This is a genomic window from Pseudomonas sp. MM211 (assembly GCF_020386635.1).
Classification (GTDB): domain Bacteria; phylum Pseudomonadota; class Gammaproteobacteria; order Pseudomonadales; family Pseudomonadaceae; genus Aquipseudomonas.
In genome coordinates, this window is the sequence record NZ_CP081942.1 from 3,363,048 (window position 1) to 3,385,867 (window position 22,820).

The following is a 22,820-nucleotide window of genomic DNA, read 5'->3' on the forward strand; positions in this document are numbered from 1 at the left end:
GAAGTTGAGCGTCGGCTTAGTGGGTATCGGCAGCGACGCTGGTTTCTACAGGCGGCAAGCCCTGAATGAAACGGGCGATACGGGCGGTGAGGGCACGGGCCAGCGGCAGATCAGGGTTGTCGTAGGAGGCCAGTTGCGCCTCGAAGTCCATCGGCACGATGCGCAGCACATGGTTCATGCCGGTGATGATCTGCAGCTCGGCGGCCGGGTTCGCGGCATGCAGCGCTTCGGCGTCCTGCACGCTGACCTGGATGTCGTGATCCCCCTGGATGATCAGTGCCGGTACGCGCACCTTGGCAAAGGCCGCAGCCGGATTCTGGCGGAACAGCGAAATCAGGTAGGGCTGCACGCTGGTGCGGTACAGCACGGTCAGCTCGTCCGACACTTCTGGAACCTGACGACCCTCGCGCAGGGCGATCAGCAAGGCATCGCTCTCGGCGCGCAGGCGCGGCGGCAGACGGTCGCGCAGTTGCTCCTGAAGCAGCTGGTCGATGGGGCGGGCGCTGCCGGCAATGGACACCAGGGCATCGGCACCGGATTCAGGGGCTGCCAGGCTGGCGATCAGCGCGCCTTCGCTATGGCCGACCAGAATCACCTGGCTGAAGCGCTTGTCCTCATGCAGCTTGTGGCTCCAGGCAACTACGTCAGCGACGTAGCGCTCCACGTTCAGGTCGCGTTCGTGCGGCGTCGCAGCGAAGCTGGCGGCGATGCCGCGCTTGTCATAACGCACGCTGGCGATGCCTTGTTGAGCCAGTGCCTGGGCCAGTTTGCGATGCGCATCGTTATGCCCGCCGCCCGGGTTGTTGCCGTTACGGTCGGTCGGCCCTGAGCCGGCCACCAGCAGCACCACCGGTACGGCCTCGGTGCGTTGCGGCAGCACCAGAGAGCCATGCAGCACGCCCTGGCCGGTATCCAGGCTGACCTGTTCACGCAGGATGGGGGCAGCCTGAACCAGGCCGGTGAAGAGAGAAAGGGTCAAAAGCAGGGCTCGCAGCATGATGAGAACGTGTCTGTAATGGGATTCGTTGGACGCTGGCAAATGGCCAAAGGTTCGCTCGCGGGTGATCTCCGCAGGTGCGACGGAGTATACTCAGCGGCTTTCCTCTTGGGCCTGCCTTTTCGCCGCAGGCTGCTGATCGAACTGATGTGGAGCCTCGCGCAATGTCCGGCAATACCTTCGGCAAGCTGTTCACCGTCACCACGGCAGGCGAGAGCCACGGCCCTGCGCTGGTCGCCATCGTCGACGGCTGCCCGCCCGGGCTGGATATTTCCCTGGACGACCTGCAGCGCGACCTCGACCGCCGCAAGCCGGGTACCAGCCGCCACACCACCCAGCGCCAGGAAGCCGACGAGGTGGAAATCCTCTCCGGCGTATTCGAAGGCAAGACCACGGGTTGCTCCATCGGCCTGCTGATCCGCAACACCGACCAGAAGTCCAAGGACTACTCGGCGATCAAGGATCTGTTCCGCCCGGCCCATGCCGACTACACCTACCACCACAAGTACGGCGTTCGCGACTACCGTGGCGGCGGCCGCAGCTCGGCACGGGAAACCGCCATGCGCGTGGCTGCCGGTGCCATCGCCAAGAAGTACCTGGCCAGCCAGGGCATCGTCATTCGCGGCTATATGAGCCAGCTGGGGCCCATCGAGATTCCGTTCAAGACCTGGGACTCGGTCGAGGAAAACGCCTTCTTCAGCCCCGACCCGGACAAGGTGCCGGAACTGGAGGCCTACATGGATCAGCTGCGCCGCGACCAGGATTCGGTCGGTGCGAAGATCACCGTGGTCGCGGAGGGCGTCATGCCTGGGCTCGGCGAGCCGATCTTCGACCGCCTGGACGCCGAACTGGCCCACGCGCTGATGAGCATCAACGCGGTCAAGGGCGTGGAGATCGGTGCCGGTTTCGCCTCGGTGGCGCAGCGCGGTACCGAGCACCGTGACGAGCTGACTCCCGAAGGCTTCCTGTCCAACAACGCCGGCGGCATTCTTGGCGGTATTTCCAGTGGCCAGCCGATCGTCGCTCATCTGGCCCTCAAGCCGACGTCCAGCATCACCACGCCAGGTCGCTCCATCGATATCGACGGCAACCCGGCGGATGTGATCACCAAGGGACGTCATGATCCGTGCGTAGGCATCCGCGCCACGCCGATCGCCGAGGCGATGATGGCCATCGTGCTGATGGATCACCTGCTGCGCCATCGCGGCCAGAACGCCGATGTGCGCGTGAATACGCCGGTGCTGCCGCAACTGTGATCGACTGCGCAGGCTGGAACGAGCATGGCGATACCTTGAAGCTGCCCCGGGTATCGCTGCGCTCGACCCAGACTACGTCATGAACGCGGCCTTGCCCTATTGGCGCCTGTCCGGCTTCTACCTGTTCTATTTCGCGCTGCTGGGTGCCACCGCGCCCTTCCTCGGCCTGTACTTCGCACACCTGGGCTTTTCGCCGGCGCGCATCGGCGAGCTGGTCGCCATCCCCATGCTGATGCGTTGCATCGCGCCGAACCTGTGGGGCTGGCTGGGCGATTACAGCGGCAGGCGCTTGTTGATCGTGCGCCTTGGCGCCTTGTGTACGCTGCTCAGCCTGAGCCTGATCTTCGTCAGCCAGAGTTACGCCTGGCTGGCCATGGTGATGGCCTTGCATGCGTTCTTCTGGCATGCGGTGCTGCCGCAGTTCGAGGTCATCACCCTGGCCCATTTGCGCGAACAGTCGGCCCGTTATGCGCAGATCCGCCTGTGGGGCTCAATCGGTTTTATCCTCAGCGTGGTCGGGTTGGGCAAGGCCTTCGACTGGTTCAGCCTGGACGTCTATCCCTGGGCGCTGCTGCTGATCATCACCGGCATCGCCCTGAGCAGCTTCTGGGTGCCCGATGCCCAACCATTGGTATCTTCGCAGTCGCCGAGCCGCGGCGGCTTCCTGCAACAACTCAAGCAGCCCGGTGTGTTGGCCTTCTATCTGTGCGTGGCACTGATGCAGCTGTCCCACGGGCCGTACTACACCTTCCTCAGCATCCACCTGGAGCAACTCGGCTACAGCCGCGGGCTGATCGGCCTGCTCTGGGCGCTGGGGGTGGTCGCCGAGGTGCTGGTGTTCATGGCCATGGCGCGCCTGCTCAAGCATTTCAGCCTGCGCCAGGTACTGGTCGCCAGCTTCGCCATCGCCGCGCTGCGCTGGGTATTGATGGGCTTTTTCGCCGATCACCTGCTGGTGCTGCTGTTCGCGCAAGTGCTGCACGCCGCCACCTTCGGCAGCTTCCACGCGGCTTCCATTGCCTTCGTGCAGCGCAGTTTTGGCGCTCGTCAGCAAGGGCAGGGGCAAGCGCTATACGCCTCGCTGGCCGGTATTGGCGGCGCCCTGGGCGCCCTGTATGCCGGTTACAGCTGGAATGGCCTGGGCCCGCAGTGGACATTCGCCCTGGCGGGGCTGGCCGCACTGGCCGCAGCCGTTATCATGATCAGACGCACGACCGATCCGGCGCGTCCCTGATTGCTGGTCAAATCACGCTGCCCGCAGGGTAGCGAGCACTTACTAAAGGATTCCTCCATGAGCCGCCTGAGCGTCCATCATCAGTCCAGCCCCAATATTCCCAACAAGATACTGGGGCATGCTGAGGACATCACCAGCACGCTGACAGCAGCCGGTATCGATTACAGGGTTGTCGATCTTGACGCCAAACTGCATGCCGGCGCGGCGCCCGAGGACATCCTCGCTGCGCTTGCCGGGCCGCTGGAGCAGCTCAAACGTGATCACGATCTGGGTCACGTGGAGGTGGTCAGTGTCGACCAGCGTCGCTGGCCGAAGGAGGGCGAAAAGCCCGCCGAGCCACCCCTGGAAATCGTGGTGGATGGCGCGCAGCTCTATCTATTCCTGGCCGGGCAGGGTTTGTTGAATCTGCATGTCGGCGATTACGTCTATGCGCTGGTGGGTGAGCGCAATGCGCTGGTTTCGGTGCCCGCTGGTACGCCCCACTGGTTCGATCTGGGCGAGTTTCCCCATTGCGCACTAGTGCGCCTGTCGTCCGGCAGCGATGTTGCGGGCAAGCCGAGCGGTGATCCAATCGCCGGCTCTTTTCCGCGCCTGGAAGACTGAGCAGGCTAGTCGAACAGCGAGGCCTGTGGCCGCGGCACCGCGCCTTCCAGCTCCAGCAGCAATTGCTTGCGTGGCAAGCCGCCGGCAAAGCCTGTGAGGCTGCCATCGCGGCCGATCACGCGGTGGCAGGGGATGATGATGCAGATCGGGTTGGCGCCGTTGGCCGCACCGACCGCGCGTACTGCCTTGGGTCTGTCGATGCGTTGGGCCAGCGCGCTGTAGCTGTCGACGCGACCGAAGGGGATTTGCTGCAAGGCGCGCCACACCGACTGCTGAAAGGGCGTGCCCTGGGGATTGAGCAGCAACTCGAAGCGCTGGCGATGGCCACTGAAATATTCGTCGAGCTGGCGGCTTGGCTGATCCAGTTCCGAGCCTGCTTCGCGCCAGTCATCGCCGATCTGCCAGGGCGTGCGTTCCACGTCCATGAGCAGCTGCTGCAGGCCGTCGGCGTCACCGACCATGAACAGGCGGCCGATGGGGCTGTCGTGGTAGCGGTAGAACATCGTCAGCCTCCTGAGTAGTCTTGCCAGAGATGGGCGGCGGCATAGGCACGCCAGGGTCGCCAGGCCTCTGCATGGGCCTGCAACTGGCGAGGGGTGATGCCTGCTGCGCCCCAGATCGGCGCCTTCAGCAGGCCCAGGTCACTGGCGGGAAAAGCGTCCCAGTCGCCGAACGCGCGCAGGGCGATGTATTCGGCGGTCCAGGGGCCAATGCCGGGCAGGGCACACAGCCGTGCGATCAGCTCGCTCGCACCCTGGCTGATGTCCAGCCGCAACTCGCCGGAAGCCACTTGGGCAGCGAAATGCTGCAGAGTCTGTACGCGCTTGCCGGGCATGCCGATGGCGTCGAGGTTGGCGGCAGCGATGGCGGCGGGTGTCGGGAACAGGCGGTCGATGCCGGCGGGTGCGTCTGCCAGGGATTCGCCGAGTCGGCTGACCAGACGCCCGGTGATAGTCACCGCCGCCTTGACCGTGACCTGCTGGCCGACGATGGCCCGCACGGCCTGCTCGAAGGCATCGAAAGCGGTGGGCAGGCGCAGGCCCGGATTGCGCGCGAGCATCGGTGCGAGGTGCTGATCGGCCGCGAAGTGAGCGGCGATGATGGCTGGGTCGGCGTCCAGATCGAACATGCGCCGTACCCGTTGGGCCAACTGCGGCAGGCAGGCTTCAGCCGATGGGCTGTAAGCCAGCTCAACTGCGTTCTGGTCGGGCAGGGCGCTGACGCGGAACCAGCCGGTAACGTCAGCCAGGCGAAAACTGCGGCAGTAGTCGCGATCGCCGAGAAGCTCCTGCCCGGGGATCGCCCGTAGCGTGAAGTGCTCGTGGAACTGCTGCCAGTTCCAGGGCGCGAGGTACGGGAGGCTGATGGTTTGGCTCGGTGTCATGGCGCTGACGATAACCCCGGGGCGGTATCTTGTCAGCGTGGAAATGACTTTCAAACAGAGCTGCCGGTTCGCTGAGAATCCTTATCGACAAAATTTTCACATCCACACGAACACACTCGCGCGGCACCAGTCGCCGTTATCTGCGGTGAGCTGGGCGCAATAAGTCTTTTGTGGATGATCGAACATGACCCCTACAGCAGTTCAGGGCACCCCTCCCAGCGCCTCGCATTCCTTCCAGCCGTTACGCAGCCAGTTGCTCTTCACCCTGTTCAGCGCCCTGGCGTTGCTGGTGATGTACACCGGGCTGCGAGCCGCGTTGCTGGCCTACAACCGCGACCTGATCGGTGATACACCGGTTGCGGTGTTCGCCGAGGCCTTTTTCAATGGCCTGCGTTTCGACCTGCGCGTGGTGGTCTACGCCTGCGCGCCGTTGCTGATCGCCTTGCTGAGCACCCGCGCCATGCTTGCGCGCGGCTGGCAGCGCGTCTGGCTGACCTTCTTCGCCAGCGTCACGCTGTTTCTCGGCCTGGCCGAGATGGATTTCTACAAGGAGTTTCACCAGCGCCTGAACAGCCTGGTATTTCAGTACCTGCAGGAAGATCAGGCCACCGTGATGAGCATGCTCTGGAACGGTTTCCCGGTTGCCCGTTACCTGATCGCCTGGTTCGTCATCACCGGCCTGCTGTGGTGGATGTTCAGCTTGTTCGACCGTGCCAGCCGCACTAAGACGGCCAGTAGCGCTGCAGTTGTGCGACCCAAGGTGGCCTGGTACTGGCGCGTTTCGGTGTTCTTCCTGTGCCTGCTGATCGCGGTGATCGCCGCCCGTGGCCACTTGCGCCAGGGTCGCCGCTGCGTTGGGGCGATGCCTACACCACCGAGTCGATGTTCGCCAACCAGCTGGGTCTCAACGGCACCCTGACCCTGTTCACGGCCGCCCAGGCTACCTTCGGCCCGCACCGCGACAACACCTGGCAGTCGACCATGGAAGACGACCAGGCCCGGCAGATCACCCGCGACATGCTGCTTACGCCGGACGACAAGCTGGTCGACGCCGATAGCGCCGCGATGCGTCGCGTCTACACGCCGCCCGCCGACGGCACGCTGCCGATCCGCAATGTAGTGGTCATTCTGATGGAAAGCTTCGCCGGGCACTCCGTCGGTGCACTCGGCGCGCCGGGTAACATCACCCCTTACTTCGACAAGCTGAGCAAGGAAGGGCTGCTGTTCGACCGCTTCTTCTCCAATGGCACTCATACCCATCAGGGCATGTTCGCCACCATGGCCTGCTTCCCCAATCTACCGGGCTTCGAGTACCTGATGCGCACGCCGGAAGGCGCCCATAAGTTCTCCGGGCTGCCGCAACTGCTGGGTGGCCGCGGTTTCGACAACTTGTATGTCTATAACGGCAATTTCCAGTGGGACAACCAGTCCGGCTTCTTCAGCAACCAGGGCATGACTGACTTCATTGGGCGTGAGGATTTCGTCGATCCGGTGTTCATGGATCCAACCTGGGGCGTATCCGATCAGGACATGTTCGACCGCGGCGCTCTGGAGCTGAAGACCAACTACGGCGACAAGCCGTTCTATGCGCTGCTGCAGACGCTGTCCAACCACACGCCTTACGCCTTGCCCAAGGATCTGCCGGTTGAGCCGGTGCTGATCGATGGCAAGGAGAACCTGCACCGTACGGCGATGCGCTATTCGGATTGGGCCCTGGGGCAGTTCTTCGAGAAGGCGCGCAAGGAGCCGTACTTCAAGGAAACCCTGTTCGTGGTGGTGGGTGACCATGGCTTCGGTGGTTTCGATCAGGTCACCGAGATGGATCTGCAGCGTTTCAACGTGCCGTTGTTGCTGATCGCGCCGGGCATTCAGGAGAAGTTCGGCAAGGTCAGCCATACCGTGGGTACCCAGGTCGACATCGTGCCGACCATCATGGGCCGCCTGGGTGGTGAGGTGCGGCACCAGTGTTGGGGGCGTGACTTGCTCAATCTGCCGGAAGGCGACGGTGGCATTGGCGTGATCAAACCATCGGGCGGCGACCAGACGGTGGCCATCGTTACTCCCGATCAGGTATTGGTGCAGCCCAAGGACTTCGAGCCACGTCTGTATCGCTACAGCCTGGGTGCCAAGCCGACCGCCGAGCGCATCGAAGGCCCGATCGACGAACTGCTGAAGAAACGTCTCGAAGGCTTCCTGCAGACTGCCACCAAAAGCCTGTTAGATAACACCGCTGGCGTGGAAGATGGCATGCCCGACAAGCCGTAGCCTGCTGACGCCAACCCTATAAGCGCGTCGCCCCCGGCGCGAACGTGATGGTGGCCATACTGAAGATCTGCGGTGTGGCCGCTATTCGCCGCGGGGGCGCTGCTCCTACAGTAGCTAGGCGCCTGCAAGTTGGGGACTCACGCCAGCAATTGTGCTGAACGCCCGCTACCGAATCGCCCGCAAGCGGGCTCCTACAAGATCGAAAATACATGCGGTTCTGTAGGAGCCGGCTTGCCGGCGAATGGTAGCTACGCCATCGATCTAGGGGACTGTCCGCCATCCAAACGCTCGGGTTCCCGGTGCGTTGGTTTTCATCGGTGCTGCGAGGGCAGGGCGAGATCAGCGTCTCGCCTGATCGTCACTTCAGCTACAGCCTTCCACGTAGAACACGGCCGGTGGCATGCCGATACGCCAGCGGGTCACCAGGCCATTGGGGTCGGTCTCGAAAACCAGCCGCGCTTCACTGTCGATGAACGGCTTGACGATAAAGTTGCTGGCACCCTTCACGTACTTGTGTGGCTGCTCTTCGAAGTGGCCGGGAAAGGTCGCGCGGATCTGCTGGGCGCTGCTACCGACTTGGAGGCCACGTGGTGCCTTGCGTTCGCGCGTATCGATGTCATAACGCACGAAAAGTCCGTTATCCAACATGAACGAAGTGCCAAAACCGTTGGCAGGGCGTGGATCCTGGAACAGCTGACGACAGGTGTCGGAGGTACCGCCGCCTTCACGCAGAGAACCTTTCCAGGCCGCACGTACCGCCGCCTCATCACTACCGAAGCGAGCGCTGGCAAAACCGGCGAATGGACTGAGATCCGTTTTTTCCTGCAGCTTTGGCGGGCTGCTCTGTGTGGCGGAGGCGGTCTTGGCGGGTATCTTGTCGGCGTCGCTGCAGGCAGTCAGCGCCAGGATGCTGGTCATCAAAACTGTAGAAATGAAAAGCGTGTGTTTCGCCATGAAATCCAACCTTCGTCTCGAATGGGAGCGACCGCAAGGGGCGGCCAGGATCTATCTGGGCATGAGACCGGCTGGAATGGGCGCTTGCGCGCTTTAGCTAGGAAATGGAATGGCCCGCTGCGTATGCGGGCCATTCGATACGGCCTCATGCTGCGTGATGTTTGGCCGCGTTATCGGGAAAAAGATCCCGTTCTTTATCGAGATACTGATCGACCAGCCATTTGCCGTGTGCGATCGAAGCGTGCTGGGCCTTGTTCAGATCCTCAAGGAAGGCCCCGTTCATCGGTAGCGCCATGCGCCGGGTGGTACGTCCGTCCGGTGCGGTGATCCGGCAGCCGCCGGCCCATGGGGTTGGAATGCCTGGGTGTTCCATGACCTCGGCACTGATGTAGTGGTCGCGGTGGGTGCACTGTAGCGTACTCATGAGTGATACCTCGTGTGTCTGGCCCGCAGAGGCAGCACGACGATCCCTGTTCGAAACACACCTGCAAAACGGGCGTGGGTTTCATAAATGGGTATAGCATGGTGCTGCGACAGAACGACGCGAGCTGCTGAGCGGTCTATCCTCAGTAAGGATCAATCGCTACGGTCCGCGCCGACCAATCAGACCAGGCACATGGGAGCCGTTGGTTCGGCGATCCAACCTTTCACCTGATGGAGATCAACGTTATGAGCACAGTCTTGCACGATGATGTCAGTGGTGGCGTTCTAGGTCGGATGAAGCAAGGGGGGTTCGATTTTGCCAGTGTCCATCCCATCGAGTTCTACGCAATTTTTCCCGATGAAAACAATGCACTGAAGGCGACACGAAATTTTCGTGGCGAGTCGCTGCACGCTCTGGTGACCGAGCGTGACGAGGGCGGTTGGCACCTGCAGGTGAGCAAGGTGATGCATGTCACCTATGCAGGTATCGATGATTTCGAGCAGGACATGCAGGCGGTGGTAGCACCCCTGGGTGGCAAGCTGGACGGCTGGGGCGTAACCCAGGAGCTCAAACCCGACAGTCTCAGGGGCTGAAGCCCGAGTTTATCGATTCGTTCGGCAACTCCCTGGCAGCGTCCCGCTGCCAGGTCTCTCAAGCACCTTTCTCCCATAGTCTTACCAGATCCCGAGGAGCCTGCTCTTCGGGGATCTGCAACACCAGTTCGCCCGGCTCTTGCTGGCGTGCCACCTGCAGTTCTATGCGATAGAAACGCTGGTCGCCCTTGCCAACCTCGGCTTTCGCCACCGATAGGCAGTTCTCCAGTACGGAACAGACCTGCCCGCGCTGGGCAGGGTCGCATTGGGCGAAGTCGATTTCCCGCGGGCGGCTCAGTGCACTGATCGCCGCGAAGCCCCCCTGACGGGAAATGCGCACGACGGCGCTGCTACCCAGATCCGGCAGTTTTTTCATGACGCGGCCTCTACGCCCACGTCGTGCCAAGCCTTGACCACGGCGAGCGCTTCCCTGGAACCCTGACCATAGCGCTGTTCGGCTCTGTCCACGCAGAGGCTGGCGAAGTCCACGAACGAGGCGTCGTTGCTCAAGCGTCTGTCGCACAGGGTGTCATACCAGATGACCCCGGCCTTCTCCCAGGCGAAGCCGCCGAGGGCGACAGCTGCCAAGTGAAAGGCGCGGTTGGGAATCCCGGAGTTGATGTGGACGCCGCCGTTGTCCTCACGCGTATCGACGAAGTCACGCATGTGCGCTGGCTGTGGATCTTTGCCGAGCAGCGGGTCATCGTAAGCGCTGCCTGGCGCCGACATGGAGCGCAGGCCCTGGCCATTCACCGCGTCGGTCAGCAGGCCCGCGCCGATGATCCAGTCCGACTGTTCGGCGGTCTGCTGCAGGCTGTACTGCTTGGTGAGAATGCCGAACACATCGGACAGCGATTCGTTCAGCGCACCGGACTGGTTGACGTAGGCGAGGGCAGCTTCGCTGTCGATGACGCCGTGGGTCAGCTCGTGGGCAACCACGTCCATCGCGATGGTGAAGCGGTTGAAGATCTCGCCGTCGCCGTCACCGAATACCATCTGCTCGCCGTTCCAGAAGGCGTTCTCGTAATCCTGTCCATAATGCACGGTACCCACCAGCGGGAAGCCCTTGCCATCGATGGAGTGGCGGCCCAGGGCCTCCCAGAAAAAGGCATAGGTCGCGCCCAGTGCCTCGTAGGCTTCGTCCACCGCTACGTCGCCGTTTGCCGGTTGACCTTCGCTGCGGCTCAGCTCGCCGGGCAGGCGCATGTCCTGCCCGGCATCATGAATACTGCGCTGCGGCTGGCCCGCCTGCACGGCACTGCGGCTGTCCTGTTGCGTGGCAAGCTGAGGAGCTCCGTTGTTGTGCCGCAATGAATTGACATGATTGAGCGTGCTGCGCGCGCAGTCGCGTTGACGCTCGGTTCCGTGACCGATGATACGGTCGAGGATGTAGGGAGGTACGAGGCTGCTGTTCATCGGGCGTTCCTTGTTCAGGGACGTTAACTGTCAGCCGCATCGAAACACGGCACCTGAATCTGGGATCGTCTGGCGAGGCCGATGTTTCTCTCGCGATGTATTTTCAGGACGGAAGGGCATGAGATAAAAGTGCAATGCTTTGCCGTCTCGCCTGTCTACGTTTTCATGAGGCGCGGCTGCCGAAGGCGGATGTTCAGTGCCGCCCGCGCTCAGGCTGTGCAACGCCATGGAGCACGCCAGCCAGTCAGCGAGCAACGATGTGCGTCAAAGTGGTGCAATAGGGTTTTTTTTTAAATTTATGTCATTGATTTTAAAGGAATAAATACGCTGGCTCGACGTTTGCAGCGTATGGGTTGACACGGGTGGCAAGGAGTACGGCATGGCCCGCACCTTTTATGATGAGATGCACCTGGCGGATGGCGCATGTCGTCCGCATTACCAGGCTTTTGCCCGCTGGCTGGCAGATACACCCCAGGAATTGCTGGCGCAACGACGCCGCGAGGCGGATCTTCTTTTTCACCGCGCCGGTATTACCTTCACGCTTTACGGTGACGATCAGGGCACCGAGCGACTGATTCCCTTCGACATCATTCCGCGCAGCATTCCCGCCAGCGAGTGGCGGATCGTCGAGCGTGGCTGCATCCAGCGGGTGCAGGCGCTGAACATGTTCCTCGCCGACCTCTACCACGACCAGCGCATCATCAAGGCCGGGCTGATTCCTGCCGAACAGGTGCTGGCCAACGAGGGCTATCAGATGGCGATGCAGGGGTTGAACCTGCACCGCGACCTGTATGCACATATCGCGGGCGTCGATCTGGTTCGTGATGGCGATGGCACCTACTACGTGCTCGAGGACAACCTGCGCACGCCCAGCGGTGTCAGCTACATGCTCGAAGACCGCAAGATGATGATGCGTCTGTTCCCCGAGCTGTTCGCCAACCAGCGCATTGCCCCTATCGATCATTATCCGAGCCTGCTGCTCGACACCCTGAAGACCTCCAGCCCGCTGGATAACCCGACGGTGGTGGTGCTGACGCCGGGGCGTTTCAACAGCGCCTACTTCGAACACGCCTTTTTGGCCCGTGAAATGGGTGTGGAGCTGGTGGAGGGCGCCGACCTGTTCGTGCGCGACGACAAGCTGTTCATGCGCACCACCTCGGGCGCCAGGCAGGTCGACGTGGTCTATCGCCGCCTCGATGATGCCTACCTCGATCCGCTGGCCTTCAATCCCGACTCGATGCTCGGCGTGCCCGGCCTGCTGTCTACCTATCGTTCCGGCAACGTGGTACTGGCCAACGCCATCGGTACCGGCGTGGCCGACGACAAGTCGATCTACCCCTACGTCGGCGAGATGATCCGTTTCTACCTCGACGAAGAACCGATCCTCAAGAACGTGCCGACCTGGCAATGCCGCAAGCCCAGCGAGCTGTCCCATGTACTGGCCAACCTCAAGGATCTGGTGGTCAAGGAAACCCAGGGCTCCGGCGGTTACGGCATGCTCGTCGGGCCGGCTGCCAGCAAGGCGGAGATCGAAGCGTTCCGCCTGCGCCTTATTGCCCGGCCGGAGGCGTACATCGCCCAGCCGACCCTGTGCCTGTCGACCTGCCCGACCTTCGTCGAGAACGGCATCGCGCCGCGGCACATCGATTTGCGTCCCTTCGTCCTATCCGGCAAGGAAACCCGCCTGGTGCCCGGTGGGCTCACCCGTGTGGCCCTGCGTGAGGGGTCGCTGGTGGTGAACTCGTCGCAAGGCGGCGGTACCAAGGACACCTGGATAGTGGAGGACTGAGCATGCTATCGAGAACTGCCTCCGATCTGTACTGGATGTCCCGCTACCTGGAGCGTGCCGAGAACCTCGCGCGGATGCTCGATGGCAGCTACTCGCTGTCACTGATGCCCCAGGACGGCCGACGCGACGGCCTGGACGAACTGGCGATGCCGCTACTGATCACCGGCACGCTGGAGGAGTATCAGGAGCGCCACGGTGCCCTGCATGCCGAGCGCATGCTGCACTTCTTCGCGCTGGATGCGCAGAACCCGGCCAGCATCTACAGCTGCCTCGGCGCGGCGCGCAGCAACGCCCATGCAGTACGCGGGCGCATTACTGCGGATATGTGGGAGAACATCAACGCGACCTGGCTTGAGATCCGCGGTATCGCCGATCAGGGCCTGGGGCGCTACGGCATCAATCGCTTCTGCGAGTGGGTCAAGGAGCGTTCGCACCTGTTTCGCGGTGCCACTTTCGGCACCATCGTGCGCGGCGAAGCCTATCGCTTCATCCGCCTCGGCACCTTTATCGAGCGCGCCGACAACACCTTGCGCCTGCTCGATTCGCGCTACGAGCTGCTGGGCGAGGACATCGACGAGGTCGACGGCCGTCCGGCGCATAGCTACTACCAGTGGAGTGCCTTGCTGCGCGCCCTGTCGTCGTTCGAGGCGTTCGCCGAGGTTTACCGAGGCTCTCCAAGCGCGCGCAAAGTGTCCGAATTGCTGTTGTTGCGTCCCGAGGTGCCACGTTCACTACGCGCCTGTATGGACGAGCTGTACCTGATGCTCGCCAACCTGCCTGGCGAGAACGGCCGACCGGCACAACGCCTGGCCGCCGAACTCGACGCACGGTTGCGCTACACCAGCATCGACGAGGTGCTGGAAGAGGGCCTGCACGCCTGGCTGACCGATTTCATCGGGCAGGTTCACGATCTCGGTCGCGTCATTCACACGTCCTATCTGGAGGTCGCATGAGACTGTCCATTCGCCATAACACCACCTATCACTACGAAGATCAGGTACGTGCCAGCATCCAGTACCTGCGCCTCACGCCCCATGACAGCGAACGCCAGCAGGTACTCAGCTGGCAGCTTGATCTGCCGCGCCCGGTGCGTGCGCAGCGAGACCCGTACGGCAACATCCTGCACGTGCTGACGTTGGACGAGCCTCACGAATCGATCGTCATCGGCGCCCGCGGCCAGGTGGAGATTGACGAGTCCAGCGACGCCGAGCACGAAAGCCAGTCTGCCTTTCCATTCCTGCGTTTCACGCGGCTGACCGAAGCCGACGAGGCGCTGCGTGATTTCGCTGCCGTGCAGTGCGCGCGACGACGTGACCGCAGTGCCCTGATCGATCTGATGCATGGCCTCAACGGCCATATCAGCTACCTGCCAGGCGTCACCGAGGTGGAGACCAGCGCTGCACAGGCCTTCGCTGGCCGCCAAGGTGTCTGCCAGGATCACGCCCACGCCTTCATTGCCTGCGCCCGCAGCCTTGGCATTCCGGCGCGCTATGTGTCCGGCTACCTGTTCACCGACAGCCGTGATCATCTGGCCAGCCACGCTTGGGCTGAAGCCTGGCTGGATGGCGCCTGGTACAGCTTCGACGTGACCAACTGCCTGGCGCGGCCAGAGCGCCACCTGAAACTGGCAGTGGGGCTGGATTACCTCGATGCCTGCCCGGTACGCGGCATGCGCCGTGGCGGTGGTGGTGAGAGGATGATGGCGCGGGTCGACGTGGAGCCGCTGATCCTCGCTCAGGAACAGTAATCCCGTGAGGGCAGGGGGCTGATTGCCGGCCTGCCCCTTCGATCCGTAGCCATGCTTCGCAGCCTCGCGCTCCACTAGCACGGTGTTGATGTCAGTTAGCACTTGTACGACTTGCGATGAGTCACTCATCGCTTCTAGGATGCACCCTTTGCCCAAGGGGAATGGCCATGTTGGCCGAGCTGTTCGCTGTACTGGCGCCCGTGGTCATCGTCTCCGGCATTGGCTACGCTTGGGCTCGTAGTGGCCAGAGCTACCCCACGGAATTCATCGCCCGGCTGGTGCTGACCATCGGCACGCCGAGCCTGGTGCTGGCGACGTTAAGCCGTGCCGATCTCGACCCCACGGCGTTCACCAGCATGGCTCTGGGCTGCGTGCTGGTGACCGGTTGCATGGGGCTGTTTGGCTGGCTGTGTAGCCGGTTGTTCCGGCAGGAGTGGAAGGTGCTGGTGCCTGCCTTCCTGTTTCCCAATACCGGTAATATGGGGCTGCCGATCAGCCTCTACGCCTTCGGCGAGCACGGTCTAGCCCTGGCCGTGGCCTTCTTTCTGACCCTTTCGATCTTTCAGTTCAGCGTGGGCATTGCGTTGTCGGGCAATGCGGCATCGGTACGCGATCTGCTGCGTAACCCGATCATGATCAGCCTGCTGCTAGCGCTGCCGATGATTTTCTTCGATCTGCAACTGCCACGCTGGCTGGACAATACCGTCAGCCTGCTGGGCGGTATGTCGATACCATTGATGCTGCTGACCCTTGGCGTTTCGCTGGCGAGCATTCGCCTGCATCACCTGGGTTCTGGGCTGATGCTGGGTGGGTTGCGCATTCTGTTGGGGGCAGGGGTTGGCTGGGGGATCGGCGCCGCGCTGGCGCTGGAGCCGCTGACTCACGCTGTTCTGGTGGTGCAATCGGCGATGCCGGTCGCGGTATTCAACTACCTGTTTGCAGTGCGTGCCAATCGCTCGCCCGAACAGGTCGCCAGTCTGGTGATGTGCTCGACCGTACTGGCAATCGGCTTGCTGCCGCTGATTCTGGCCTGGTGGATGCCGCTGGTTAACTGACTGTGTATCAGCCGATCATTCTGCTCATGTTGGGCAGGATCAACAGCACCGCAGTTGCAAAGAGGATTAGTCCCGCCTGACGGAATTTGGGCGTCTTGAACATGGCCGTTACCTTTTTGATTGTTGTCGTGTGGGCCGGTGAGTGCCGCGTCCCCAGTAATCACCCCGGCAAGACCCGGCGGTGCATGTCTTCACTGTAGAGCGGATGTTCTGTTTTTTTATATCAGTTGGTTCCTAACATAGCGCCGGAGAGTGCCGCACAGTTATGGAACCCTTTGCTTCTTTCGGATACCCCTGCGCCAGAGGCCGCGCGGGTCGATGCTTCTCTGAAAATCCACGTTTACCGTTCGTCAGGACGCCTTGGATAGAGTGATTAACCTACAAAAAACCGGCCATAAGGCCGGTTTTTTCATGCTAAGTCAGCTTAGTTATCCAGCTGCTCGCGGATGACCTTGCCCGACTTGCCGTCGATACGAAATTCGTACAGGCGGTTGTCCTGCTTGGTGCCTTCGCCTTCCCAGTAACCGGCGTCGTCAGCTTCGATCTTGTGAACCTGGGTGAAGCCAGCCTGCTTGGCACTGCTCAGGGCTTGCTCGATGCTGATCCAGTCAGCGCCAGGACGATCGGCCATGGCGAAACCGGCACTCAGGGCAGCGGCAGCGGTGAGGGCAGTCAGGGTCTTCTTGAGCATCGTAAAACTCCTTTTCTTCGGGAAGGTTACGCCCGTTTTCAGGCGTTGAAGCTTGGAGTGTGTCGCTGCGCTTGTGGTTCAGGGAAACTCTTTGCGCTCAGCGATTCGTCTGTATGGCAGTCGAGGTCGCTGACAGGGCGCTGATAACGGCACTCGGCCTCTTGCCTTGATCGGCGGGCGCAGGCACGCTTTAGCTGCGTCATCATTCTTTTCAGGTACCGCCCATGTCGTTGCAGATCTGCATTCTGGAAACCGACATCCTGCGCCCCGAGCTGGTCGATCAGTATCAGGGCTACGGCAGGATGTTCGAACGTCTTTTCGCCGGCCAGGCTATTGCTGCGAGCTTTCATGTATTCAACGTGATGAACGGCCACTATCCGCCGGCTGGCTCGCGTTTCGACGCCTATCTGGTCACCGGTAGCAAGGCTGATTCATTCGCCACCGATCCGTGGATCGAGACTCTCAAGGCTTACCTGCTCGAGCGTTATCAGGCCGGTGACAAGCTGCTCGGTATCTGTTTCGGTCACCAGTTGCTGGCGCTGCTGCTTGGCGGTAAGGCCGAGCGTGCGAGTGGTGGCTGGGGTGTGGGTATCCATCGTTATCAACTGGCCGAGCAACCGGAGTGGATGACGCCATCGCTGGAGGAAGTGACCTTGCTGATCAGCCATCAGGATCAGGTCACCCGCCTACCGGAAAATGCCACTTTGCTGGCTTCCAGCCCATTCTGCGCCCATGCTGCCTACCGCATCGGCGATCAGGTGCTGTGCTTCCAGGGACACCCGGAGTTTGTGCCCGAGTACTCGCGCGCATTGCTCGATATCCGCCAGCAACACATTGGCGATTCGGTGTACCGCGTGGCCGTGGATAGCCTGCACGAAGACCACCACGGGCGTACGGTCGGCGAGTGGATGCTGCGTTTCATCGCCAACGGGCGCAGTGCCGAGCCGGCGTGAGCCTGAAACTCCGGCTGGTGCGCTGAGCTTCAAATTGCAGAAACGACAACGGCCCTTGAAGGGCCGCTTTCGTTTCTGCAGGGCGCCTTGCGTGGAGGCGCCCGTTCAGAGGTGTTACTGGGCTTCGGCTGGTGCCTCGACCTCGGCTGGTTCTTCAGCCTGTTGCTGTTCTGGCTTGACCTCGACGTAGGTCAGTTGCAGACGCTCGCTGCTCCAGGCACGGGTCTTGTTGGTCAGTTCCAGGTTGTTGTTCAGGGTCTGGCCGTAGGAGGGGATGATCTCCTTCAGCTTGGCCTGCCATTCTGGGGTCTTGATCTTGTCCTTGAAGGTTTTTTCCATCAGGTGAAGCATGATCGGCGCAGCGGTAGACGCGCCTGGCGAAGCGCCGAGCAGGGCCGCGATGGAGCCGTCTTCGGAGCTGACCACTTCGGTACCGAACTGCAGGATACCGCCCAGCTCAGGGTCTTTCTTGATGATCTGCACGCGCTGACCGGCCTGTACCAGCTCCCAGTCCTTGTCTTGCGCTTGCGGGAAGTACTCACGCAGCGAGTGCATGCGGTCTTCCTGGCTGAGCATCAACTGACCGATCAGGTAGGTGCTGAGCGAGAAGTTGTCGATGCCCGCATTGACCATCGGCGAGATGTTGTGGGTGGTGATGGTGCCGAACATGTCCAGCAGCGAACCGTTCTTCAGGTACTTGGTGGAGAAGGTCGCGAATGGCCCGAACAGGATGACTTTCTCGCCATCAATGACACGGGTATCCAGATGCGGAACCGACATGGGCGGCGAACCGACCGAAGCCAGGCCATAGACCTTGGCCTGGTGACGAGCTGCCACTTCTGGATTGCGGGTCACCAGGAAGGAGCCACCAACCGGGAAGCCGGCATAGCCGTCGGCTTCCGGAATGCCGGACTTCTGCAGCAACTTGAGGGCGCCACCACCGGCACCGATGAACACGAACTTGGCGTTGACGGTGCTCAGCTTCTCGTCGTTGGCCAGGTCGGCCACGGTGACGTTCCAGGTGCCGTCGTCGGCGCGGGTGATGTCGCGCACTTCATGCTGCACATGGACGTTGAACACGTCGTTCTTCTGCGACAGCGAATCGAGCAGCTGATTGGTGATCTCGCCGAAGTTCACGTCGGTGCCGGTCTGCACGCGGGTGGCGGCTAGTTTTTCGCCCGGCTGACGGCCTTCCATTACCAGCGGAATCCACTGCTCAATCTGCGCAGGGTCGTTGGAGAACTCCATGTTGCGGAACAGCGAGCTGTGTTGCAGCGCGTCATAGCGCTTCTTCAGGAACTCGGTGTTCTTGTCGCCCCACACGAAGCTCATGTGCGCCACGTTGTTGATGAACGACTTCGGATTGTTCAGAACGCCCTGGTCGACCTGATAGGCCCAGAACTGCTTGGAAATCTCGAACGACTCGTTGATCGCCACGGCCTTGCTGATGTCGATGCTGCCATCGGCCTTTTCCGGGGTGTAGTTCAGCTCGGCGAGGGCCGAGTGACCGGTACCGGCGTTGTTCCACGGATTGGAGCTTTCACTGGCGACCTGAGGCAGGCGCTCATAAAGGTCGATCTTCCAGGTCGGCTCCAGCTCGTTCAGGTAAGTGCCGAGGCTTGCGCTCATGATGCCCCCGCCGATCAGCAGGACGTCCACGGATTTTTCCGGTTCAGGCTGCTTGGCGCAGCCGAGCGCGCTCAAGCACAGTAGGGACAGCAGGAGTTTTTTCATTAGACAGACCATTTCATTAATGTGATTGCATGGCGGCACGACCGACTCTGGTACAGCCTTGGGTAGCGAAGCTGCATCGCCTGTTGCGTGCTGCCAGGTTCCGTTCTGCGAAACCGGTCAGTCCCGGTGATTTTTTGAAACGCCGGGTGATTTACCTTGAAGTGCGCGCTTTCGTCGCAGGCGGCGGGCAGTAAGCAAAACCGATGCCGGAAAGGGTGCAGGTCAATGAACTAGTGATCTGTATCAATATGTTTGTCACATTTCTGTGAATCAGGTGGCGATTTCCCGCCCCTGATTCGCCAGAAATGCGCTCGGTTTGGCGGATTCTCGCCTAATTGCTCGCTCCGCCTGTTGCCGATCCACCTGAGCTGCCAGCGGCTCCTGGTGCACTCGGCGTGGCTGGCGTGTTTACCGAGCCACCTTGAATCGGCGGCGAGTTCTGCCCATCACTTGCCGGCACACCGGGTGCCTGGTTCGACGGCTGTCGCTCGTTGGGCGTGTTGCCCGCTGGTTCTGCCGCGCGATTCTGTCTGGCTGGTGAGTTGACCGTACTACGCGGTGCCTGCTGGTCGGGTACCTGATTGGGCTGTTGCTGCTGATTCTGATCGGTGGCTGGCTGGTTGATGCTGTCTGCGCTGGTCGGAGGTGCACCGGTGCGGTTACGAATCATGTCATCGCCGATCTGCTGGCGCTGCTCCTGCAGCGACGGGCCACCGTCGTCAGCCTGCACGCCGGTGACGAACAAGGCAGCGAGCAAAAGTGCCGATCCCGTGAGCTTTTTCATTGCCGTCTCCTAGACTTCTTACTGTGAACAGGTGACTGGCTGGATTGGCGCAATGTTCACTGAATCTTCCCAAAGGTACGCCGCGGCGAAAGCCGTAGCGAGCGTCTACCCTGATAGCGCCAGGCAACTGCGTGCTCTGCCGCGCCTCTCTGCGGAAACTGCCCGATTATCGGCATCCGCCGAAGTCCGTTCGGCGCGCCAAGCGCCATTCGAATCGAACCAAGACTTGTCTCTCGCCTCAGAGGACAGGCATCCATAAAAAGTAGAGGTCACTCACATGATTTATGCCAAACCCGGTACCGCAGGCGCCGTCATCACCCTCAAACCGCGCTACGGCAACTACATCGGTGGCGAATTCGTCGCCCCGGTCGGTGGCCAGTACTTCACCAACACCAGCCCGGTGGATGCCTCGGTGATCGGTGAATTCCCTCGCTCCGACGCCAAGGACATCGACAAGGCCCTGGACGCCGCCCATGCCGCCGCCGATGCCTGGGGCAAAACCTCGGTGCAGGATCGCGCGCTGGTTCTGCTGAAGATCGCCGACCGCATCGAAGCCAACCTCGAACTGCTCGCCGTCGCGGAAACCTGGGACAACGGCAAGGCCGTGCGCGAAACGCTCAACGCCGACGTGCCGCTAGCCGCCGACCACTTCCGTTACTTCGCTGGCTGCATCCGCGCCCAGGAAGGCAGCGCGGCAGAGATCAACGAACACACCGCCTCCTATCACTTCCACGAACCGCTGGGTGTGGTCGGGCAGATCATCCCCTGGAACTTCCCGCTGCTGATGGCCGCCTGGAAACTGGCTCCGGCCCTGGCTGCGGGCAACTGCGTGGTACTCAAGCCCGCCGAGCAGACGCCGCTGTCGATCACCTTGTTCGCCGAAGTGGTCGGCGATCTGCTGCCGCCGGGCGTGCTCAACATCGTCCAGGGCTACGGCCGTGAAGCTGGTGAGGCGCTGGCCACCAGCACACGTATCGCCAAGATCGCCTTCACCGGCTCCACGCCGGTTGGTTCGCACATCATGAAATGCGCCGCCGCCAACATCATCCCAAGCACCGTGGAGCTGGGCGGCAAGTCGCCGAACGTGTTCTTCGAAGACATCATGCAGGCTGAGCCGACGTTCATCGAGAAGGCCGCCGAAGGTCTGGTGCTGGCCTTCTTCAACCAGGGCGAGGTGTGTACCTGCCCGTCCCGTGCGCTGGTGCAGGAGTCGATCTTCGAGCCGTTCATGGTCGAGGTGATGAAGAAGATCAAGGCCATCAAGCGCGGCAACCCTTTGGATACCGAGACCATGGTCGGTGCCCAGGCCTCCCAGCAGCAGTACGACAAGATCCTTAGCTACCTGGAGATCGCCCAGCAGGAAGGTGCCGAGCTGCTCACCGGCGGAGCCACCGAGAAACTCGAAGGCGACCTGGCCAGTGGTTATTACATCCAGCCAACCCTGCTCAAGGGCAACAACAAGATGCGCGTGTTCCAGGAGGAAATCTTCGGCCCGGTGGTCGGCGTGACCACTTTCAAGGACGAAGCCGAAGCCCTGGTCATCGCCAACGACACCGAGTTCGGCCTGGGCGCTGGCGTGTGGACGCGCGACATCAACCGCGCCTACCGCATGGGTCGCGGCATCAAGGCCGGCCGTGTATGGACCAACTGCTACCACCTGTACCCGGCGCACGCTGCCTTTGGCGGCTACAAAAAGTCCGGGGTCGGGCGCGAAACCCACAAGATGATGCTCGACCACTATCAGCAGACCAAAAACCTGCTGATCAGCTACGACATCAACCCGCTGGGCTTCTTCTGAGCCGGGTGTCCAGCGCCAGCCGCTGGACGTAACACCAGCAATCGTGAAAACGCGGCCTCGGCCGCGTTTTTTGTGTCAGTTGCCGGCGCCGCGCTGCAAGCTGCTTTGCAGGGGAATATCCCAGGGTGGAATCGGCCCGAAGCGGTTCTTCAGAAACTCCAGCAGTAGACGGCTGCGGGAGTCGGTATCGCGCTCCAGTCGCAAGGCATAGATGCCGCTGGGTTCCGGGGGCGGTAGGCCGTTCTCGCAAAACAGCGCGACCAGTTCGCCGCGGGCCAGGTATTCACTGACCAGCCAGGTTGGAAGGTGCGCCACACCGAGGCCGGCGAGCAGACTGAACACCAGGGTTTCGGCATTGTTGGCAGTCATGCGCAGGCGCCGGGGGCGGAACATCGCCAGCTTGCCCTGGTGCTCGAAGCGCCAGGCATAGGCGGGTGCCAGGCCATCCCAGTCCAGGCCGTCATGCTCCAGCAGCTCGGCAGGTGTACGCGGCACGCCATGGCGTTCCAGGTAGGCCGGGCTTGCACAGACCACGCGTACCATCGGTGCCAGTGGCGTGGCGACCAAGCGTGTGTCGGCCAGCGGCCCGATGCGCAGCACCAGATCCACTTCGCCCAGGTGAGCGCCGTGCAGGTCGATGAAGCTGTCGATCAGCCGCAGTTGCACGTCGAGTCCCGGGTAGGCGGTCAGGAAGTCGGCAATAGCCGGGGCCAGGTGGCGGCGGCCGAACGGGGCAGGGGCATCGATACGGATCAGGCCTTCGGGGGCGCTGCTCAGCGATACCGCTTCGGCGCGCGCCAGGTGCAGCTCGGCGAGAATCCTTCTGGCCCGTTCAGCAAAGGCCAGGCCCGCAGGCGTTGCGCGCACCGCGTGGGTGCTGCGGCTGAACAGGCTGCAGTCGAGCGAGCGCTCCAGCGCATCGATGCGTCGTGACACCGCCGAGGGCGTAAGGGGATGCAGCCTGGCTGCGGCGGAGAAGCTGCCGCTCTCCAGCACGTCGAGGAACAGGCTGAGTTGGTCGGTCAGGGTATCTGGATTCATCGATTTTCCCGCTTTGCGTGATTCGCACAGCCATTGTGCCGGGCTGTGCGTTACCCCGCCAGTTGGCAGCGGGTACGATGCGCGCACCTCGCTCAAGGACTG

The 22,820-nt window shown here is 62.0% G+C and carries 21 protein-coding genes and 1 pseudogene; 11 read left to right on the top strand and 11 right to left on the bottom strand.

All coding sequences use genetic code 11. From position 1 onward, the window contains the following. Nucleotides 1–16: 16 nt before the first annotated feature. The gene (locus K5Q02_RS15405; protein ID WP_225831942.1) at nucleotides 17–997 is read right to left on the bottom strand and encodes an alpha/beta hydrolase family protein; all 981 of its coding nucleotides are present in this window, start codon (nucleotides 995–997) and stop codon (nucleotides 17–19) included. Between the two features lie 164 nt (nucleotides 998–1,161). Here K5Q02_RS15405 and aroC point away from each other — a divergent pair, with 164 nt between their 5' ends. The 3 genes from aroC to K5Q02_RS15420 all read left to right on the top strand — a co-directional run bounded on the left by aroC (nucleotide 1,162) and on the right by K5Q02_RS15420 (nucleotide 4,090). Beyond that, nucleotides 1,162–2,253 (top strand): chorismate synthase, encoded by a 1,092-nt coding sequence (gene aroC / locus K5Q02_RS15410; RefSeq protein ID WP_225831943.1) that lies wholly within the window; start codon nucleotides 1,162–1,164, stop codon nucleotides 2,251–2,253. 79 nt (nucleotides 2,254–2,332) lie between these two features. Further along, the gene (locus K5Q02_RS15415) at nucleotides 2,333–3,487 is read left to right on the top strand and encodes an MFS transporter (RefSeq protein WP_225831945.1); all 1,155 of its coding nucleotides are present in this window, start codon (nucleotides 2,333–2,335) and stop codon (nucleotides 3,485–3,487) included. 57 nt (nucleotides 3,488–3,544) lie between these two features. Further along, nucleotides 3,545–4,090, top strand: a complete 546-nt coding sequence (locus K5Q02_RS15420; protein WP_225831947.1) for an acireductone dioxygenase — start codon at nucleotides 3,545–3,547, stop codon at nucleotides 4,088–4,090. A gap of 5 nt (nucleotides 4,091–4,095) precedes the next feature. Here K5Q02_RS15420 and K5Q02_RS15425 read toward each other — a convergent pair whose 3' ends face one another. Then, a complete protein-coding gene (locus K5Q02_RS15425) occupies nucleotides 4,096–4,593 on the bottom strand; it encodes a methylated-DNA--[protein]-cysteine S-methyltransferase (protein ID WP_225831949.1) in 498 nt (165 codons plus the stop codon). 2 nt (nucleotides 4,594–4,595) lie between these two features. Then, entirely contained in the window at nucleotides 4,596–5,474 is an 879-nt protein-coding gene (locus tag K5Q02_RS15430) for a DNA-3-methyladenine glycosylase family protein (RefSeq protein WP_225831951.1), read from the bottom strand. Nucleotides 5,475–5,658: 184 nt separating this feature from the next. Here K5Q02_RS15430 and K5Q02_RS15435 point away from each other — a divergent pair. Further along, nucleotides 5,659–7,739: pseudogene (locus K5Q02_RS15435) on the top strand (LTA synthase family protein). A 363-nt stretch (nucleotides 7,740–8,102) separates the two neighbouring features. Here the strand turns inward: K5Q02_RS15435 and K5Q02_RS15440 are convergent. Then, complete coding sequence (locus tag K5Q02_RS15440; protein WP_225831953.1) at nucleotides 8,103–8,657, bottom strand: hypothetical protein; 555 nt, start codon at nucleotides 8,655–8,657, stop codon at nucleotides 8,103–8,105. A gap of 181 nt (nucleotides 8,658–8,838) precedes the next feature. Next, complete coding sequence (locus tag K5Q02_RS15445) at nucleotides 8,839–9,117, bottom strand: hypothetical protein (RefSeq protein WP_225831955.1); 279 nt, start codon at nucleotides 9,115–9,117, stop codon at nucleotides 8,839–8,841. A gap of 245 nt (nucleotides 9,118–9,362) precedes the next feature. On the opposite strand from K5Q02_RS15445, the gene K5Q02_RS15450 reads away from it, so the two are divergent. Beyond that, nucleotides 9,363–9,710 (top strand): ribonuclease E inhibitor RraB, encoded by a 348-nt coding sequence (locus K5Q02_RS15450; RefSeq protein WP_225831957.1) that lies wholly within the window; start codon nucleotides 9,363–9,365, stop codon nucleotides 9,708–9,710. Between the two features lie 58 nt (nucleotides 9,711–9,768). On the opposite strand, the gene K5Q02_RS15455 is transcribed toward K5Q02_RS15450, so the two are convergent. Next, nucleotides 9,769–10,086, bottom strand: coding sequence for a protealysin inhibitor emfourin (locus K5Q02_RS15455; RefSeq protein ID WP_225831959.1), 318 nt, complete (start codon nucleotides 10,084–10,086; stop codon nucleotides 9,769–9,771). After that, a complete protein-coding gene (locus K5Q02_RS15460) occupies nucleotides 10,083–11,126 on the bottom strand; it encodes a M4 family metallopeptidase (protein ID WP_225831961.1) in 1,044 nt (347 codons plus the stop codon). Before K5Q02_RS15460 ends, K5Q02_RS15455 begins: the two co-directional genes overlap by 4 nt. 379 nt (nucleotides 11,127–11,505) lie before the next feature. Between K5Q02_RS15460 and K5Q02_RS15465 the strand changes: the two genes are divergently transcribed. The 4 genes from K5Q02_RS15465 (at nucleotide 11,506) to K5Q02_RS15480 (ending at nucleotide 15,717) form a co-directional block, all read left to right on the top strand. Beyond that, nucleotides 11,506–12,915: a circularly permuted type 2 ATP-grasp protein gene (locus K5Q02_RS15465; protein ID WP_042554116.1), complete on the top strand. Its 1,410-nt coding sequence runs from the start codon at nucleotides 11,506–11,508 to the stop codon at nucleotides 12,913–12,915. 2 nt (nucleotides 12,916–12,917) lie between these two features. Continuing rightward, nucleotides 12,918–13,868 (top strand): alpha-E domain-containing protein, encoded by a 951-nt coding sequence (locus K5Q02_RS15470; RefSeq protein ID WP_225831962.1) that lies wholly within the window; start codon nucleotides 12,918–12,920, stop codon nucleotides 13,866–13,868. Next, a complete protein-coding gene (locus K5Q02_RS15475) occupies nucleotides 13,865–14,662 on the top strand; it encodes a transglutaminase family protein (protein WP_225831965.1) in 798 nt (265 codons plus the stop codon). The genes K5Q02_RS15470 and K5Q02_RS15475 overlap by 4 nt, the downstream gene beginning before the upstream one ends. A gap of 167 nt (nucleotides 14,663–14,829) precedes the next feature. Next, nucleotides 14,830–15,717: an AEC family transporter gene (locus K5Q02_RS15480; protein ID WP_225831967.1), complete on the top strand. Its 888-nt coding sequence runs from the start codon at nucleotides 14,830–14,832 to the stop codon at nucleotides 15,715–15,717. A 424-nt stretch (nucleotides 15,718–16,141) separates the two neighbouring features. On the opposite strand, the gene K5Q02_RS15485 is transcribed toward K5Q02_RS15480, so the two are convergent. Further along, the gene (locus tag K5Q02_RS15485; protein ID WP_042554119.1) at nucleotides 16,142–16,408 is read right to left on the bottom strand and encodes a PepSY domain-containing protein; all 267 of its coding nucleotides are present in this window, start codon (nucleotides 16,406–16,408) and stop codon (nucleotides 16,142–16,144) included. A gap of 224 nt (nucleotides 16,409–16,632) precedes the next feature. On the opposite strand from K5Q02_RS15485, the gene K5Q02_RS15490 reads away from it, so the two are divergent. Further along, the gene (locus K5Q02_RS15490; RefSeq protein WP_225831969.1) at nucleotides 16,633–17,361 is read left to right on the top strand and encodes an amidotransferase; all 729 of its coding nucleotides are present in this window, start codon (nucleotides 16,633–16,635) and stop codon (nucleotides 17,359–17,361) included. 114 nt (nucleotides 17,362–17,475) lie between these two features. Here the strand turns inward: K5Q02_RS15490 and mqo are convergent, their stop codons facing one another. After that, nucleotides 17,476–19,095: a malate dehydrogenase (quinone) gene (gene mqo, locus K5Q02_RS15495; protein ID WP_225831971.1), complete on the bottom strand. Its 1,620-nt coding sequence runs from the start codon at nucleotides 19,093–19,095 to the stop codon at nucleotides 17,476–17,478. A gap of 331 nt (nucleotides 19,096–19,426) precedes the next feature. Beyond that, nucleotides 19,427–19,879, bottom strand: a complete 453-nt coding sequence (locus K5Q02_RS15500) for a hypothetical protein (RefSeq protein ID WP_225831973.1) — start codon at nucleotides 19,877–19,879, stop codon at nucleotides 19,427–19,429. 277 nt (nucleotides 19,880–20,156) lie between these two features. On the opposite strand from K5Q02_RS15500, the gene exaC reads away from it, so the two are divergent. Next, complete coding sequence (exaC, locus tag K5Q02_RS15505; protein WP_225831975.1) at nucleotides 20,157–21,677, top strand: acetaldehyde dehydrogenase ExaC; 1,521 nt, start codon at nucleotides 20,157–20,159, stop codon at nucleotides 21,675–21,677. 75 nt (nucleotides 21,678–21,752) lie between these two features. Here the strand turns inward: exaC and K5Q02_RS15510 are convergent, their stop codons facing one another. Continuing rightward, the gene (locus K5Q02_RS15510; protein ID WP_225831977.1) at nucleotides 21,753–22,718 is read right to left on the bottom strand and encodes a LysR family transcriptional regulator; all 966 of its coding nucleotides are present in this window, start codon (nucleotides 22,716–22,718) and stop codon (nucleotides 21,753–21,755) included. Nucleotides 22,719–22,820 lie beyond the last annotated feature (102 nt).